Source organism: Portibacter lacus (genome assembly GCF_021533215.1).
Taxonomy (GTDB): Bacteria; Bacteroidota; Bacteroidia; order Chitinophagales; family Saprospiraceae; genus Portibacter; species Portibacter lacus.
The window spans coordinates 1-16295 of the sequence record NZ_JAJNKA010000027.1 but is presented as its reverse complement, the minus strand read 5'-3'; the positions used below and the strand labels follow the sequence as shown (position 1 = coordinate 16295).

Genomic DNA, 16295 nt, shown 5'->3' with positions numbered 1-16295 from the left:
TTCTATCGGTGATCAATTATTTGTTGATCTTGATAACAATGGTGTTTTCGATCCTGCTATTGATTCTGTGATCGCAAATGTGACGGTAACATTGACTTTACCAAGTGGTGAAACAATTGATACAATTTCTGACGCAAATGGTGAATATCTTTTCGAAGGTCTTGCACCTGGTGATTATAGCGTAACTGTTGATATAAATGATGCTGACTTCCCAGCTGGTGTTGCGAATAGCATCGATCCAGATGGTGGAAACGATAATACTAGTGATGTTACTTTAACATCAACTATACCAAGCAACTTAGACCAAGATTTCGGTTACACTGGAATGGGTTCTATCGGTGATCAATTATTTGTTGATCTTGATAACAATGGTGAGTTCGATCCTAAGATTGACGCTCCTATTGCAAATGTCACTGTAACATTGACCTTACCGAATGGTAAAACAGTTGAGACGACAACAGATGAACATGGAACTTACTCATTCACAGGTTTAACGGCTGGAGACTATACAGTAACCGTAGATACGAATGATGCTGACTTCCCAGCTGGTGTTGTGAATAGCATTGACCCAGATGGAGTAAATGATAATACAGCTGATCTTACTTTGGCTGCAAATGAAATGAACATAATCCAAGATTTTGGTTATAACGGAACGGGTTCTATAGGAGACCAATTATTCGTAGATGTGAATAACGATGGTGTCTTTGATCCTACTATTGATGAAGTGATTGCGAACGTTACCGTAACATTGACTTTACCATCAGGTAAGACCATCACGACTGAAACAGATGGAGATGGAAAATATCTTTTCACATATCTTGCACCTGGTGATTACAGTGTTACAGTTGATACAAATGATACCGACTTCCCTGCTGGTGTTGTGAATAGCATCGATCCAGACATGGTGAATGATAATACAGCTGATCTTACTTTAGCTGCGGATGAGGCGAACCTTGACCAAGATTTTGGTTATACTGGAACGGCAAGTGTCGGTAATACCGTTTGGTTTGATACTGTTCTTGATGGAATTTATGAGGAGTTATTCGAAGATGGTGTAGAAGGCGTTACGGTTAATCTTTACAACACGGATGATGTTCTTATCGGGTCAGCAATTACAGATGTAAATGGGGGATACTTAATCGATAGTTTAGTAGCAGGCCAGTACTATGTTGAATTTGTTGCACCTGATGGACAGACGTTCACGCTTAACAACACAGGAGACGGAAGAAATGATAGTGATGTTACGAGAACTAATGGTGAAGGAACGACGAACACATTCATTCTTAATGACGGCGAAAATAAAGATGATATTGATGCAGGTTTGATTACTGCAGTAGTACCAGTCGAATTGACTTATTTCACAGGAGAAGCATTAGAAAATGATAATCTTCTAGAATGGGAAACAGCTGTAGAAATTGACAATGACTACTTTGAAATTCAGAGAATGGAGAATGGTGGTAGTGAATTTGAAACGATAGGAAAAGTTAATGGCTTTGGAAATACAACAGATCTACAGTCTTATTCTTTCCTTGATAGAAATGTGGATAATGGTTCTGTATATTTGTACAGACTAAAGCAAGTTGATTTTAATGGTGCATTCGAATACTCGAATATCGTAAAAATCGAGCGTGCAAATGATCACATTGACATCAACTTATTTCCTAATCCAACAACAGATTATATCAATGTGGATTTCAATAATGAACTTGATGGAGATGCAAAAATCCAGATTATTAATGGACAAGGACAATTGGTTAAAATTGTTTCTGCGGTAGAAGATTTGAATTCGATCCAAATAGATGTAACAGATCTTGCATCTGGCAACTATTACATTAATATCATCAAGAATAACTTGACAATTAACAAAAGTTTTATTAAAATATAAGTTAGTAAACCTACTATTTTAATGGGTGCTGAAATTATTATGATTTCAGCACTCTTTTTTTTGTCTTGAATCGAAATCTTAAATCCTAGAATCTATTTACAGTTTATTAAAGGTTTTCATAAATGTATTGAGCAACTTAAAATCAAGATCCCCTTTATGCTCTTTTAGAAATTCAGTGATACCTAATGCTTTGTGCAGCCGAGTAGCTGAAAGTTTAGGCTTACCGACAATGTAGATTAGGTTTCTTTGTTTCCCAGGTGTCAGTGCATGAAAAAAGTCATTTGCCTCATCATCGATTTTCAATAGTTCACCCAATTCTTCGGGCATAGGCAGTCCATATTCAGATTCATCTTTCTCAAGACTATATTCGATTGCATCTCCTTCTCTTAACCCTAACTCCTTCCGTATTTCTTTATTCACATTGATAAAGCAACCTTCTTCTCCATTAGGCATCAATGCACATGGAAACTTTTTCACTTTATTCAGTGTACAGATCACTCTCCGATTATTCCCATCTATATAGTCCCTTGCTATATCTTGCGGAACCTTAAAATGAAAATGCCACAGGTCGGTTTTGAAGTCTTCAATGCTACTTTTATGAATATCCATTTCTAAATATATAAAATGCTACAGTTTCACAAAAGATAAGATGTTTTTATCTGTCAATGTTAGCAGGATTCACTCCCCAAAATTTTTCTTTGGCAATGCAACTATTCAATTTAGAGTGAGTCTTTTAAATAAAAAACTAATCCTATGAAAAAACTTAATGTTCTTATCGCTGTGTTCTCGATCTTTATCTTTTCTATTAGTTTAACTCAAGCTCAAAAAGTCGTAGGCTCCGGTCCCGTCGTTTCTGAGAATGTAAATATGAAAGCAATTAACAAGGTGAGTCTAGGCATTTCAGGTGATGTATTTATTACACAGGGGAATACACAATCTATAGAAATTAAAGGACAGCAGAACATCATTGACCTTATCGAAAAAGAGGTAAAAGGTACTTCTTGGAACATTAAATTTCCGAACAATACAAGCGTTCGAACAAACGAAAAGGTAGAAATCTTCATCACAATGAAAGACCTAAAAGGCTTGAATGTCGGAGGGTCAGGATCTATCTATGGTCAAAACACTTTCAAAAATCTAGATGATGTAGATCTCAATGTCGGAGGATCGGGAAGTATCGAACTATCTTTAGAAGCAGAAGATGTAGATGCTAACATCGGCGGATCAGGAAATATTTCATTAGATGGCTACGCAGAAGATCTCGATGCTAATATCGGTGGATCAGGATCAGTAGAAGCCATTAACTTTAAAGTAAAAGAAGCAAATATTAACGCAGCAGGCTCTGGCTCAGTTGAGATTCATGTAAGTAATGAACTCAGTGCAATTATTGCTGGAAGTGGTGATGTGAAATACAAAGGGAATCCTAGAATTGACAAAAAAATAGTTGGCTCAGGTAGCGTTAAGTCCTACTAATCAAACATACGAAGCTGCCTTACAAGGCAGCTTATCTCCCATCCACAGCATATTCGTAGTAAAGTGGCTTTTCAATGATCTGACCTTTTGTTTTTACTTTGATCGATTTCGGAATGTCAAAGTCTCGATCGAATTCATACTTTTCCGCATCATTCATTCTAGCTTTTTCTTTTTCTATCACCGTCGAAATTAATTCGCGCTCCTCGAAATCGCTATAGACCTCTTCATCATTTAATAAGATCAATCGCCCCTTCGTTCTCTTTAATAATTCCTTGACAATTTTCCGATTCGGCATTGTACTTTTCCATCCATTACTGATGTTCGTAAAATCCAACGTTGCCATCGCTACCAGATCTGAATGATTCATCATTTCTAATCCCAGAGAAGCCGCCGTTCCATTATGCGATAAATGGTGAGCAACTTTATAGAACACCGTTTGGTTCAGTAAGTCCTCCGTTTTCAACTCACCTTGATGCCATTTTATCTTATGCCAACTCTCCCAACTTCCGAACTCCGCATCTCCTGGAAAAAGCATCACTTTCTTACTTTCTTCGAATTCAATAGCCAACGCCAAACTCAAATTATTCGTAAGGCTATTCATTCTAAGCGCCAAGTTTCCAGAACTATATAACCAGTCATGGTCTATTCTGCGCCATTCCTTCATTGGATCTTCATATCGAATTTGGGAATTTGAAACGGAAAAGCATTCCTTTCCCATCTGGTCATTTTCGATTACGAATTCCCGATCAAAGGGTAGGATATCATCTTTTAGCGGTTCCAACTCGTCCTTTAATACTGATAACGAGAATAAATCATTGACTTCTAAGTCTTTATTATGATCATAACTTTCTCCTTCCTTTCCATGCTCCTTCTTAACTTGCTGATACATATTCGGCGGACCTAGGACATAGAACTTAACGCCTTCCATATTCTTAATATCCTTAATGATTTCACCCTGTCTGCAATATCTTACTTTATTAACCTTCAGTTTTTTCACAACCTCCATCCCTTTCAGTCCACCTTTATAGATTTTTTGGCCATCGAATCCAGCTGCATGTAATTCTGAAAACCCATTGACCACGTCAGAAAATAAAACTTTCGCATCATACATCTCATTTTCTGCCTGGTTTCCAGCAAGGCTCATCCTGATACTCTGGTCGTTAATGAGTTGATTCATTCTATCCGCTGCAAAACTCAGCGCCTTCTTTTTATCTCCATATTTTTCTTTCCATGCCGCCACTTCTGGATCACCGTCATCTTCGGTCCACCCAAACCATAATTGATCTATTTCAAAAGTTTCGAATATTTCAGAGCACCGATCAAACATCAAAACATGATCTCGGTGCTCGTGCGTGATCACTAATAAATCAATCTTACCGTCTGTGGCATCTTTGATATTCTCTACAAATGGCGTAAGATATTCCTTACTCCCTTGCCACACTCCCCCATCTATGAGCATCGTGAATTTCCTCCTCGTACCAGCATAAAACTTTAATAAAAAACAATCGCCCGTTCCAGCTCTGTACATTCTCACTTTACATCTATTAATCTTTTTCATACGCAGTTTTTAGTGGTTATGTAGCATGGCAAATGGTTCATTAAAATTGTTATTCAGCCCCACACCGAAGTACTTGCTATAAAGGCTCCTCTCCTCTAATCCTTCATTAAACTGAAAATTATATTGTGCCCGAACTCGATCCTCATCTACCTCGTATTTCCCATCTAATCGGTACTTCTCTACATCGATTATCGGCTTAGAAATGATATACTTCAGACTATTATCATCCAGATCAAAAAGCAGCGTACATCCACCATACATCACAAATCCATTCGGAGGAACAGGGTCAACTTCAGGTATAAAATGCCCGATCGTCCCATCCATATTCATGACTACGCCTGACTTCTGAAAAATAGAAAAGACCACTTGGTTCAGTAGATTCCCGTCCGGCCCTACCCTAGAGAGTAACCTTAAGTTCTGAATACTGAACCGAGGAAAGTAAAACTGATCGTCCGTTTTTATCCCTAGATTCTCAAAACCTGGATGAAACGCAAGCCCAGTCATTTCACTTAACGATTCTGTCCCTGGTTCTTCGATGGTAATCGCCCACCGTTGATGTAATCCCTGCACGAGACCACTAGGATTATCATAATTTCCTCTAATGTATTCCGTTGTTATTCTATAGATTTCAGATCGCTCTGTTACGTACTTAATATCATCACCATATTCTTTTAAGTACTTATTCAGAATCGCCATGTACTCTTTAGTCGTATCATTCATGTCAATGTTACTGCTGAAAGAACGACCTTGATTACTCTTATGAAATTTAATATCTAACTCTTTCTGCTTCAGCGAATCTATACTTAAGGTCTTAATTCCAGTGGGATAAATGCCTCGCTTTCGAAAAGCATCGATGAAAGCAAGTCGATATTCCTGGTCATCATTTTTTATTAGGTCAATGTCTGCAGTAATAATGGCCCGTAAATAATCTCCAAACGTGATATCTACTGGTGGACAGTAATCTAGTGCTCTGATGCACATATTCAGCACATGCTTTGCAGCTTTAGAGGCTTCTTTCGCCATTCTATTCACGAGGTCAGGATGCAATTCTCCCTCTGGAAGAATTCCGGTTCCGCCCGTTGCAATCCGCAGAAGATCCGCAACTCGGTTTTTGTAAATGCTGAGAAATGCATCAAAAATGGCAGCAACTAAAATACTTCCTCTCACATGCGGCTCCATTGTTCTCTTATAATCTTGTGGATTCGGAATGGCTGGTTCCCATTCCTTGGTCTTTGGATTCACCTTTCCGATGGCGTCTCTTAAACTACCGTATCCACCGATAGCAGAGCCAAATTCTTGGGCTAATTGTCCTAGTAGATTTTGATTTTTAAGATTTCCTCTAGTTCTGGCGATCTGATGTTTCAAGACTTCAGGAAAAGTAAAGTGCTGGAACAGGGCAACAATATCCGCGAATGCTTCATGAAAAGCTAATACGTCCGGATTCGTGGGTTCATTATAGTGTCTGAATATGCCATCTAGTATCGCATGGGTAACTTCATGAGCTATGATGTCGTGACTCAGGCAAGTAAACACAATGGCATCGGGCATCTGGATATCTAGAGAGCTCGCCTTTGACCTGAAGTAGCCAAACAATATGGCCTTCTTATGCGGGCTGTAATAAGCATTCGGCTCACGCAATGCATGCGGATAAATTCTTAGTTTCTCTACATATTCTTCATAGAGGGTGGTGTCACTTAAGAGCCTAGTCGACCAGATAACCTTTCGGCCGAGGGCTTTCTCAAAATTTTTAATAGTCGTCATGGCCACGGCGTAAACCATCTGCTGGTGAAACTTAGGATTCGATTCACTAGGGCGAATTCCATTTTCTACTAGAATGTATGGTTCATTGAGATCTACTGCTTCATAATAACGATCGATCGTAGGATCATAATCGATAACTTCAATGTATGAGCCGACTGGTCCTTTTTCTAAATCTTCCCATGGAAGGGTATATTCGATCTCGTTTACTTCAGCGGTATCAAGCTTCAGAGATAAAGATGGATCGAATGCATACGCTCTCAATTTTCTAAAATTTGGCTTTCTTTTGGAGGTGGTTTTCATATTTATAAAGTTAAACCTTTAAATATTTACTATAAGATATGAAATTGTGATTAAACGTGACTTCCGAGCCTGTTCTAATGTAATTTTCTACACGAAACCGACATTTCTGCATTTCATTTGAAAAATGATCACCTTAATTTCAAAAACAAAGGGATTTTTGCTTTAAAAGATTTAATTTTGCACCGCAATTTAATACCCAGTACTGTTCATATTTAAAATAAAAAAATGAAATTATTTACCACTTTAATTTTATCTGTATTCGTTTGTATTTCGGCCTTCGGTCAAAATGAGGGAAAAACAAACAATTCCATATTACGATCTGGTCCTGGTGACACATTGACGGTATCTATCGAAAGCAAGTATATCGGTAGTGAAACTCAAGTTGAACTAGATGTAAGAGTTCAAGGTTTTGACTCTTTAGCTGTCTTCGAAGGAACCATTCAGTGGGATACCCTAGGATTGACTTTTAATGAAGTGAAAAACTTTGGTGTTGACAATTTGGGCGCTGAGAATTTCGGAAGACCTGTAAATACTAAAGATCTTCTAACCTTTACATGGACAGAAGCCTCTAATGCAGGTATTTCAGTAGATGACAGCACTGTTATTTTTACTATTGTATTTGATACAAATGGTGACGTAGATACAGAAGCAGCCGTTATTTTTGCGGATAAGCCTCTAGATGTTTCTGCAGCAGATAACAAACTTTCAGATGTTTTCGTAAAAGAAGAAAATGGAGTTGTTAGCTTTATAAGCCCGCTTACTACTGCTGCTGAAGTAACTGATTTATTATGTTCTGGAGATGAAGATGGTAAAATTGCTTTGACTCCTTCAGGTGCTTCTGGAAACTATAGCATCCTTTGGAATAATGGAGAAGAAACTGCAACCATTGAAAACTTAAGTGCTGGAAGTTATTCGTTTACGATAACTGATGTTGATACAGATTTAACCTTTTCAGAAACGATAGAATTGGTAAGTCCTGATTCAATTCTCATCTCATTTTCAGATGAAAGTATGGAAAGTGATACGTTTGCAACGATTACGACTACGGTTTCAGGTGGAATTCCACCTTACCAATATGTATGGAGTAATGGTGATACTACAGAATCTTTAGTTGGTATCGCGAATGGTACATATGATTTAACCATTACAGATGCTAACAATTGTGAAGCAACGGCAACGGTAGAAGTAGATCATCAAATGTCATCTTCGACTACTTCATTAAAGCTTGAAAACTGGTCTGTATTCCCGAATCCAACTAGCGGAATGATTACAGTAAGATTTGAAAATGGAAGCTTTGATTCAGCGAGCAAGTGGAGAGTGATAGATGCATTAGGAAAAGTAGTGAGCGAAGGTCAATTACAGAAAAATGCAAGCCGATTAGATATAAACCTAAGCGGAAATGTACCAGGATTATATTATGTAAACTTGGGAGATACGACTGCTCCAGTTTTATTAAAGTAATAAGACATAAAAAATAAATTTAGAGAAGGGTCATTCGTAACAGATTGACCCTTTTTTATTTGCAATGTTTATACACATTCTTACCTCCTCGCATCGTCAGCTCAATATGACATCTTTAATGCTGCCTGTGCGTATGAAGAAGATGTTATATTTGAACATTATGCTATATTTCCAATAAGTATAAGGTCGAAATCGATTCTGATCCTTTAAATTATAAACCCTAAACTTTTAAACTCTCCGATCCTATTCCTCAATCAGAATCCCCATTTTCCTCATCTGGTAGTCTCGCATCGGCAGCTCAATATGACATCTTTAACGCTGCCTTTGCGTATGAAGAAGATGTTATATTTAAACCATGTGTTATAACACTAAATTGTATCAGGTCGAAGTCGATTCTGATCCTTTAAACTATAAACCCTAAACTTTTAAACTCTCCGATCCTATTCCTCAATCAGAATCCCCATTTTTCCCATCTGGTAGTCTCGCATCGCTTCCAGAATTTCCGTTTCCGAATTCATCACGTAAGGTCCAGACTGAACAACTTTTTCATCAATCGGCAGACCTGAAAGAATCAAAAATTGACCTGCTTCCTTCATCTCTACTTCTATCGTGTCGCCCTTATCTTCGAAAACGGCTAAGTGTTCATCATTTAAAAGACCAAAACCCTTGATCCTCATTTTTCCTTTGATTAGATAAATCGCACTATTATACCCTTCTGGTATTTGATAAGTAGTTGTGCCTTTCTTCTGACCTTCTGCCCAAATGATCAACAACGGCGATTGTCCAATATCATCTATCACTTTATTCTTTATGAACCCATCTTCAGATTCCGTTCGCTTAAACGAATCATTATCAATATAGATGTACTCCGGAATTTTCATTTTGCTTTCCTGAGGACTATTGATCCAGATCTGAATAAATTCTTGATGCGTGCCACTTTCCGCCATTGCCTCAGAGGGTCTTTCACTATGAATGATACCCGCCCCAGCATGTATCCACTGCACTTCACCGGCTTTCGCAATCTGACTGTTACCTCTTGAATCTCGGTGGTGAACTTCGCCTTGCACAACGAATGTTACAGGTGAAAATCCACGATGCGGGTGAGGATCTACTCCTTGGTGGCGCGCAGGTCGTCTGCTACTATACTTCACCTTTCCATGATGCAACAAGAGAAAAGGATCCACTTGTGGAACGTTCTGAGTGGGCAAAGCTTGCTTCACCGGAAAACCTCCCATGTCAATTTTCGCTGCGGGTAGTAGATATTTAACCAATTTATTCATGTGCCTGAGATGTCTTGTTCAAAATGAAGTTATTGACTTTAAAGATAATATTCTAACGCATTTTTAAATTTCTTTTTAATCCGCTGTCGAAACCGTCGTGGCTTTAATACCTGAATCGCATCACCAAAACCTAAAATTAATCGTTCTAGTTCAAAGTTATGATGCAGCTTGAGTGTAAAGATCACAGATCCATCTTCACATCGCTCGCTTACTTGCTGCGATGGATGGAATGGTTTCGTTATCACATAAGGCGCGTTGTACCGATCTATTTTCAATTCTAAGTCTATCAGATCGCTATCGCTCATAACCGTAACGCCAAAGGTATTTTTATAATATTCATCAGCATCGAAACCCTGCCGATCGTAATTTATTTTCAAGTTGGGTTCTGCTTTTTCGATCCGATCCAAAGCTAAGGTCAAAATCTGATTGTTCTTATGATTCCGCCCAATTAAGAACCAGCGATTATTGAATTCCTTAAGAATTAATGGATGTAAAACATGATGTGATTGCTGTCTAGATTTAAAACTTTGATAAGTTATGTCCAATACAAATTCCTTTAGGATAGCCTGATATAAAGCATCCAGAAAATGTAGGCCTTTCAGGTTTTCGTTCTTGTCAATGTGGATAATAGGTGACTGATGATCCTTTTCTCTATAGACTTTATCCTCCAGCTTCTGAATGACGCCATTCATTTCTTGGAAAAGCGAAAAATCTTTAAATTGCTTCAACATTTCCACAGATTCAGTAAGAACATCCATATCTATCTGAGTCAATGGAACATTGGTAATACTGTAATCCTCATCAGCGTAACGATAATATTTCCTATCATAAACTTCTATCGGAGCTTTATAACCTAACTTATCACTACGCATGATCTGTAGATCTAGTTGCGTCGTCCTCTTGCTGATATCAGTTTGCTTACCTTCGTATTCATATAAGGCATCCGAGCAAGCATTAATTAAGTCCTTAAGAGTCCACCTTTTAGACCTATTCTGAAGACATTTATCGATTGTTCTATACCTTATTAAAGCGTTTTTATTCTGAGCCATTGCATTCTTTTTCAACTGCGCAAATTAATTGCGTAGTGAAGATATACATTTGTTTTATGATCGTTAGAAATGATGCAAAAGTAATTCTAACAACATTGAAAATTTAAAATTGAAAAACAATGAAAATTACAGGAAAAACACTTGTCGCAATGGGATACCGTCCGGGAAGATGGTTTAGAGAAGCGCTTGAATATGTGAACGGCCAAGATTTAAATGAAGAAGCATTACGTGATTATCTAGATAAAATGATGCCTCAATTAGTGGAACCGTTTACACAACCATTGACCTACAAAAAAAATATTCGCGCAGAAAATGAGGAAGAGGCTCAGAATATGGAAGATGTATTTCGTACGATGGACGAGTTAATGAAAACACCTACTATTGTAAAAGGAGCTGTGATGCCAGATGCCTGCCCTACAGGTGAGAAAGGCCAGATTCCTGTAGGTGGAGTTGTTGCTACACGGAATGCTATTCACCCTTCCATGCATTCCGCCGATGTTTGCTGTTCTGTGATGATGACTTCCTTCGGCAATGCAAATCCAAAAGACATCTTGGATGCAGCACATAGCCGGACTCATTTTGGTGGAGGTGGAAGGAAAGATTTATTCGATTTCCCTGTTGAACTCGAGGAAAAAATTCGACAGAATAAATTCTTAAATAATGAGCGGAGTCTGCAGCTAGCTAAAACTCACTTAGGAACTCAAGGAGATGGAAATCACTTTCTTTATGTCGGACGGTCCAGAAATACAGGAGAGACAATAATGGTCACACATCACGGTAGTCGGGGATTCGGGGCTAAATTGTATTCTGCAGGTATGAAAACAGCCGAAATGTTTCGAAAAGAGATTTCACCAGATACGATGAAACGAAATGCGTGGATTCCATATGATGAGGAAGAGGGAAGGGATTATTGGGAAGCCTTACAAATTGTACGGGAATGGACGAAACTCAATCATGCCGTATTACATAGAGCAACTTGCGAAGTGGCCGGTGCCCAAGTAATAGAAAATTTCTGGAACGAACATAACTTCGTATTCAAAGAGGATGATTTATTCTATCATGCTAAAGGCGCGACTCCCTTAGCAGATAAATTTGTTCCTGACTCTACAAATGGAATACGACTTATACCACTGAATATGGCCGAACCCGTTTTGATTGTAAAAGGAGAAAGCACTTCTGAGAATTTAGGATTTGCACCACACGGAGCGGGTCGAAATGTTAGCAGAACGGCACATAAAAAAAGCAAGGCAGATCGTACAAATGAGGCCATTTTCGCTGAGGAAACAATGGGCTTAGATGTCCGATTCCATTCCGGGCATATGGATATTTCGGAATTACCATCTGCTTACAAAAATGCCCAAAATGTCCAAGACCAAATGAAGGAATTTGGGTTAGGTGAAGTCGTGGATAAAATCATGCCTTATGGTTGTATCATGGCTGGTGACTGGCAGGTAGATGCTCCTTGGAGAAAAAGGAAGCGAAAAAGACAAGAGCGTAATAAATCTCGTCAATAAAAAAGGCATCGTCTCGGAAGACGATGCCCATTTTCATGCGTTTCTATATATCCATTTAATTGCAACCTGATTTAAAACCAGTCGCGTCAAATTCTGTTCTTACATAGCCTTTCTTTCCGCTATCGCTCACCTGAAGCACTAATTCATTCACACCACTCCCATCACGCTTAGGGCTACAATATTCGAAAAAATAGTAACTATTCGCTTCATCAAAAACCAATTCTGATGTTTGCTTAAATGTTTCTTCCAGATCTTCATTATCTGCCGCGATAATCGATCCTGCTTTTCCAATTTGTTTAAGAACCGGAACATCTATTTCGTTTCCTAAACCAATTGTATAAAATTTAATATTACCGCTCAATTTTTTCACAGCATTGATAGCAGCATCCTTACCATATCTAGCTGCTTGGTCGGTTCCATCAGTGAATACGACCACTGAAGATGCAGCGATGATATCATTGTTAAGTTGTTTTGCTAAATTTTGATTGACAATGTCAGCTGATTTCAATACTGCCCCATATAAATCAGTAGATGGATCTTTACTGACATTCTTGTTGATCCCATCTATTTTCGAAATTAGAGCAGCAGTATTGTCTGTAAAATCTTGAAGTAAATGCAATTTATCTTCTCCATCGAACCACCATATTCCAACTTCAAAGCTATCTTTTCCATCTCTCGGAATAATATTTCTAATAAATTCCTTAGTAGCATTTTTCAATTCATTCAGACTGGTGTATAATACTGATCCACTTAGATCGAGTACCAGCATGGTGCTGTAATTGAAAACTTGTTTATTCGGAGAAATTCTAGCATTGGCTTCGAAAGCGGAAATGTTCTTAAAACAATTATCATTTCTACCCTTTTCAAAGATTGAAAAATCAGAACTATTGAGATTGGCTACTGGGTTACCACTGTTATCATCCACCTTGAAAAATACGGATACTTGACCAGGAAGCTCTGCGAATTCATCTTGAATGGTGATTTTGAAAGCGTTTTCAGATAGGTCTTCATTACAACCGATCGGCTGTAGAGATTGCTCGTTGATTTCTTTCTCACAAGCGGTAAAAAAAGTTATGCACGTAATAATTAATAAGATGTTAATCTTCATCATGATCAATTTAGTAATTAGGAAAAATCGGTATTAGTATAGAAAGGTAAAGCGCACTAAAATTTAAAATCTGGGGTACAGATAAGTTATAAACGAAAGAAATTGGATTGTGGTATGTAGAAAATTAATAATTTGTTTTGGGGGGGGTGATATCAATTATAACATTTCCTTTTTTAAAAAAACAGCATCGATAGGTAGAATTAACAATAGAATCAGCTCTTAATAAAAAAAGGTATCAATAGTCCAATATTTATATCTAAGTACTTTGTTAAATTATAAAATTATAATGACACTATCAAATTTGATTTCATAAATTAGTCTATTTTTCTTAGTGATTCTTCTAGAGTAATACTCTTCTAATACGTGCTTTAATTTTTCATTCTGACTACTATCCTCTCGAGTTCACTTTGAGTTATTTAGAAAGAACTTCAAATTTTCGAAGTAATTTTTCTTCTGATCTCTTTTGCTTTGTAATGTCCTTTTTAGTGCCGGGTGTAAAACTTAACTTTTAACTCAAAGACCAAGTAACTCCTTGATTTCTTTAGAAGTAGATATTTCAATGAATTGACCATCTTTTGCTTGCTTAGCACTCTTCTTGATTTTTCTAACCATTTCTTCATTAAAGTAAATATCTTCTGCCTTAATTGGAGTAAGTGCATAAGACTTATCTTTGCCTCTTTGCACTATTATTTGTTCTCCATTATCAACTTTTTCAAAATACATTCTTTGATTCTGCCTAAATTCTCTACTACTTATAACCAGCATAATAGTTTGTTATTGTGTACCATTATGGTAAACATACAAAATGTATAATAAGTTTCCTACCTGGGATGCCATTTCTGCACTGCTTATTTTTACCCTTCTAGATTCTTTTTCTGATACCCCTCTACGCTCATAACCGATCTTAGTCCACATGGCTAACTCTATATTCAAGAAATAGCTTCAGTTTATTTAGTGGGTGCTACAGATCTCGAAGTTGATTCCAAAACTTTAAATAGAGTTATTGAGCGTCAAAAGCTTCCTTCAAATGTAAGAGATAAAGTTTTCTACTTTATCGATATGTCTATAAGAGATAATAAGGCTAGAGATGCTTATGTTTCTTGATTACTAGAATCTAATTCAAATACTAGAGTTGTAAAGTTATTGTCACTATAAAAGAGTTTCGACCCAATGACTTTGGAGAAGTAGAACTCGGCAGTATGTTCAAATATAATTTCCATCTTAAAGGATGAGAGATCTAACCTTACCAATTGATTGTTAGCACCGAAGAATAATTGATTATCGTAGTAACTAAGTTGACCGAATGTGCCAGTGTTTCCTTGAGGATAAACTTGAAGTCGTTGAATTTGCTCAGTCAATAATTCTTTGCAAAGTATTTTACCTTCTGAAAGGTCTATTTTTAATAGGTATACATCATTAACTTCTCTTACAAATAGGAACATGTTAGTGTCGGAGATTACTTTACTCATCTTAAGCTGTTTTTCTAAATCTAAATGCCAAAGAGGTTCGCCATTTTTAATGTTGACACCAAAATAATCTTGGCTACTCCCTAGTGATACTAGGACATTAGGCAATAAATAATTTCTTCCCGCAAATTTATTGTCTAGATCTAAAAAGCTTGATGTATTTCTCTGCCATTTAAGTTCTCCTGACTCCATATCAATACAGATCTTATTTAAAGAATCTAAAATATTACCTATAAAATATGAGGAGTTACATGTGCCTTCGACAATTCTATTCACACTTGTAAGCTCTGTCCTCCACAGAGTTTCTGCTGTTGAAAAATCACGAAGCTCTATTGTTGGAGATTTCCTGTAGGTAAAGAGGATGTTTTCGTCGATTGGAAATGGGAATATTCTCGTATTCTTAAACTCACATGTTACTTTTTGGTTAGTAATACTATAAAAAATTATATCACGGTCAATTCTAAGCAGAGCATTTTTATCAGATAAACCTATTAACTGATAGCCATCGATTTTATGAATCTCTTGTAAGGAATGATTGTAAAAAATGACCTCATCTGGGGGAAGATTAACTGCAATTTGTGAATTACTTTCATGAGGAAGTACACCTGTATTAAATATTTTTTTGAGTTCCATAATTTCTAGTCAATAACTTTGAAGGCGTTACTTTCAAAAATAAAATCAAGCAAGTCTTCGAAATTGCCTCCTGATTTTTGAATAAATAAATTATCTAATTCGATTTTAATTGTACTCAAAGGCTTTCCATTAATGAGCTGATCTTTCCAAGGAGATTTGGTGAAAATATCTTCGACTTGTTTGGCTAAAACTGAGTTTGATGTTATTTCTGAAGATTTTTTGAATTCATACAAATAAGATTTAAATGCAGTTGGAGCATCCACTATGCCTTCATCAATTATTCTGAAAACATCAAGTAAGTCTTTATGAAGCTGTTTCGCAAATGCATCAACGGTCTTTTCTCTTAACAGTATAGAATAGTACTTTGTTTCTATAAAATGTGGTGGTGGAGTTAAAGGTGAAATATCAGGGTGTCTTCCTTTAGTATAGCCACTATTTGGAGCTGCCTTTATATACTCTTCTAAAGCTCTTAAATTTTCCCAACCATAATCTTCACATCTCCTTAATCTAAATAACTCACCTCTGAGCTGAGCAATATCTGTGGATTGAAGTCCCGACCTGACAAGAGGTAACTTCGCAGCATCAGTCAACCCTTCCATTTTCTCTATGCTATTAAGCAAAACTTGTAAGCCATTGTTTTTCCCTGGATCAGCGATGTCAGAATACAAAGAACCATTATCATTCATTTTTTTAATAAATGATTTCATAAAACTTTCATTAAAGCCAGCATCTAATAATTTTGGGCTACGAATTGGATCTAATATTTTCGCAAGCTTCTCAAGGCTAGGTAAATCAAGCCTTACAACT

The 16295-nt window shown here is 37.1% G+C and carries 14 protein-coding genes and 1 pseudogene; 4 read left to right on the top strand and 11 right to left on the bottom strand.

Going from position 1 to position 16295, the window contains the following annotated elements; translation table 11 throughout:
* Window positions 1–1885: SdrD B-like domain-containing protein (locus L2586_RS24125; protein ID WP_235295572.1), on the top strand; the 1885-nt coding region annotated here is incomplete at its 5' end.
* A gap of 96 nt (window positions 1886–1981) precedes the next feature.
* Here L2586_RS24125 and L2586_RS24120 read toward each other — a convergent pair.
* Window positions 1982–2494 carry a YdeI/OmpD-associated family protein gene (locus L2586_RS24120; RefSeq protein WP_235295571.1) on the bottom strand — a complete coding sequence of 171 codons (513 nt, stop codon included), beginning with the start codon at window positions 2492–2494 and terminating at the stop codon, window positions 1982–1984.
* A 144-nt stretch (window positions 2495–2638) separates the two neighbouring features.
* Here L2586_RS24120 and L2586_RS24115 point away from each other — a divergent pair, with 144 nt between their 5' ends.
* Complete coding sequence (locus tag L2586_RS24115; protein WP_235295570.1) at window positions 2639–3358, top strand: head GIN domain-containing protein; 720 nt, start codon at window positions 2639–2641, stop codon at window positions 3356–3358.
* A 31-nt stretch (window positions 3359–3389) separates the two neighbouring features.
* Here L2586_RS24115 and L2586_RS24110 read toward each other — a convergent pair whose 3' ends face one another.
* Together L2586_RS24110 and L2586_RS24105 are read right to left on the bottom strand one after the other, a co-directional pair.
* Window positions 3390–4916 (bottom strand): ComEC/Rec2 family competence protein, encoded by a 1527-nt coding sequence (locus L2586_RS24110; RefSeq protein WP_235295569.1) that lies wholly within the window; start codon window positions 4914–4916, stop codon window positions 3390–3392.
* Between the two features lie 9 nt (window positions 4917–4925).
* On the bottom strand, window positions 4926–6977 hold the full coding sequence (locus tag L2586_RS24105; protein ID WP_235295568.1) for a gluzincin family metallopeptidase: 2052 nt from the start codon (window positions 6975–6977) through the stop codon (window positions 4926–4928).
* A 225-nt stretch (window positions 6978–7202) separates the two neighbouring features.
* Here L2586_RS24105 and L2586_RS24100 point away from each other — a divergent pair, with 225 nt between their 5' ends.
* A complete protein-coding gene (locus L2586_RS24100; RefSeq protein ID WP_235295567.1) occupies window positions 7203–8438 on the top strand; it encodes a T9SS type A sorting domain-containing protein in 1236 nt (411 codons plus the stop codon).
* Between the two features lie 440 nt (window positions 8439–8878).
* Here the strand turns inward: L2586_RS24100 and L2586_RS24095 are convergent, their stop codons facing one another.
* Together L2586_RS24095 and L2586_RS24090 are read right to left on the bottom strand one after the other, a co-directional pair.
* Window positions 8879–9718 (bottom strand): pirin family protein, encoded by an 840-nt coding sequence (locus tag L2586_RS24095; protein ID WP_235295566.1) that lies wholly within the window; start codon window positions 9716–9718, stop codon window positions 8879–8881.
* Between the two features lie 38 nt (window positions 9719–9756).
* Window positions 9757–10767 (bottom strand): helix-turn-helix transcriptional regulator, encoded by a 1011-nt coding sequence (locus L2586_RS24090; RefSeq protein ID WP_348535580.1) that lies wholly within the window; start codon window positions 10765–10767, stop codon window positions 9757–9759.
* A gap of 119 nt (window positions 10768–10886) precedes the next feature.
* On the opposite strand from L2586_RS24090, the gene L2586_RS24085 reads away from it, so the two are divergent.
* Window positions 10887–12281, top strand: coding sequence for an RtcB family protein (locus tag L2586_RS24085; protein ID WP_235295564.1), 1395 nt, complete (start codon window positions 10887–10889; stop codon window positions 12279–12281).
* A gap of 55 nt (window positions 12282–12336) precedes the next feature.
* Here the strand turns inward: L2586_RS24085 and L2586_RS24080 are convergent, their stop codons facing one another.
* From L2586_RS24080 to L2586_RS24060, 6 genes and pseudogenes are all read right to left on the bottom strand, one after another.
* Complete coding sequence (locus L2586_RS24080; protein WP_235295563.1) at window positions 12337–13389, bottom strand: VWA domain-containing protein; 1053 nt, start codon at window positions 13387–13389, stop codon at window positions 12337–12339.
* Window positions 13390–13662: 273 nt separating this feature from the next.
* A pseudogene (locus tag L2586_RS24910) lies at window positions 13663–13758 on the bottom strand (type II toxin-antitoxin system YoeB family toxin); the annotation flags it as partial.
* A gap of 144 nt (window positions 13759–13902) precedes the next feature.
* Window positions 13903–14154: a hypothetical protein gene (locus L2586_RS24075; protein ID WP_235295562.1), complete on the bottom strand. Its 252-nt coding sequence runs from the start codon at window positions 14152–14154 to the stop codon at window positions 13903–13905.
* A 9-nt stretch (window positions 14155–14163) separates the two neighbouring features.
* A complete protein-coding gene (locus L2586_RS24070) occupies window positions 14164–14322 on the bottom strand; it encodes a hypothetical protein (protein WP_235295561.1) in 159 nt (52 codons plus the stop codon).
* Window positions 14323–14480: 158 nt separating this feature from the next.
* The gene (locus L2586_RS24065; RefSeq protein ID WP_235295560.1) at window positions 14481–15488 is read right to left on the bottom strand and encodes a hypothetical protein; all 1008 of its coding nucleotides are present in this window, start codon (window positions 15486–15488) and stop codon (window positions 14481–14483) included.
* 5 nt (window positions 15489–15493) lie between these two features.
* A partial coding sequence (locus L2586_RS24060; protein ID WP_235295559.1) for a hypothetical protein occupies window positions 15494–16295 on the bottom strand: 802 nt, incomplete at its 5' end.

Excerpts from the sequence above, each read along its gene's own strand:
- L2586_RS24120 (WP_235295571.1), bottom strand. The coding sequence starts at position 2,494 with ATGGATATTCATAAAAGTAGCATTGAAGACTTCAAAACCGACCTGTGG.
- L2586_RS24115 (WP_235295570.1), top strand. The coding sequence starts at position 2,639 with ATGAAAAAACTTAATGTTCTTATCGCTGTGTTCTCGATCTTTATCTTT.
- L2586_RS24110 (WP_235295569.1), bottom strand. The coding sequence starts at position 4,916 with ATGAAAAAGATTAATAGATGTAAAGTGAGAATGTACAGAGCTGGAACG.
- L2586_RS24105 (WP_235295568.1), bottom strand. The coding sequence starts at position 6,977 with ATGAAAACCACCTCCAAAAGAAAGCCAAATTTTAGAAAATTGAGAGCG.
- L2586_RS24100 (WP_235295567.1), top strand. The coding sequence starts at position 7,203 with ATGAAATTATTTACCACTTTAATTTTATCTGTATTCGTTTGTATTTCG.
- L2586_RS24095 (WP_235295566.1), bottom strand. The coding sequence starts at position 9,718 with ATGAATAAATTGGTTAAATATCTACTACCCGCAGCGAAAATTGACATG.
- L2586_RS24090 (WP_348535580.1), bottom strand. The coding sequence starts at position 10,767 with ATGGCTCAGAATAAAAACGCTTTAATAAGGTATAGAACAATCGATAAA.
- L2586_RS24085 (WP_235295564.1), top strand. The coding sequence starts at position 10,887 with ATGAAAATTACAGGAAAAACACTTGTCGCAATGGGATACCGTCCGGGA.
- L2586_RS24080 (WP_235295563.1), bottom strand. The coding sequence starts at position 13,389 with ATGAAGATTAACATCTTATTAATTATTACGTGCATAACTTTTTTTACC.
- L2586_RS24075 (WP_235295562.1), bottom strand. The coding sequence starts at position 14,154 with ATGCTGGTTATAAGTAGTAGAGAATTTAGGCAGAATCAAAGAATGTAT.
- L2586_RS24065 (WP_235295560.1), bottom strand. The coding sequence starts at position 15,488 with ATGGAACTCAAAAAAATATTTAATACAGGTGTACTTCCTCATGAAAGT.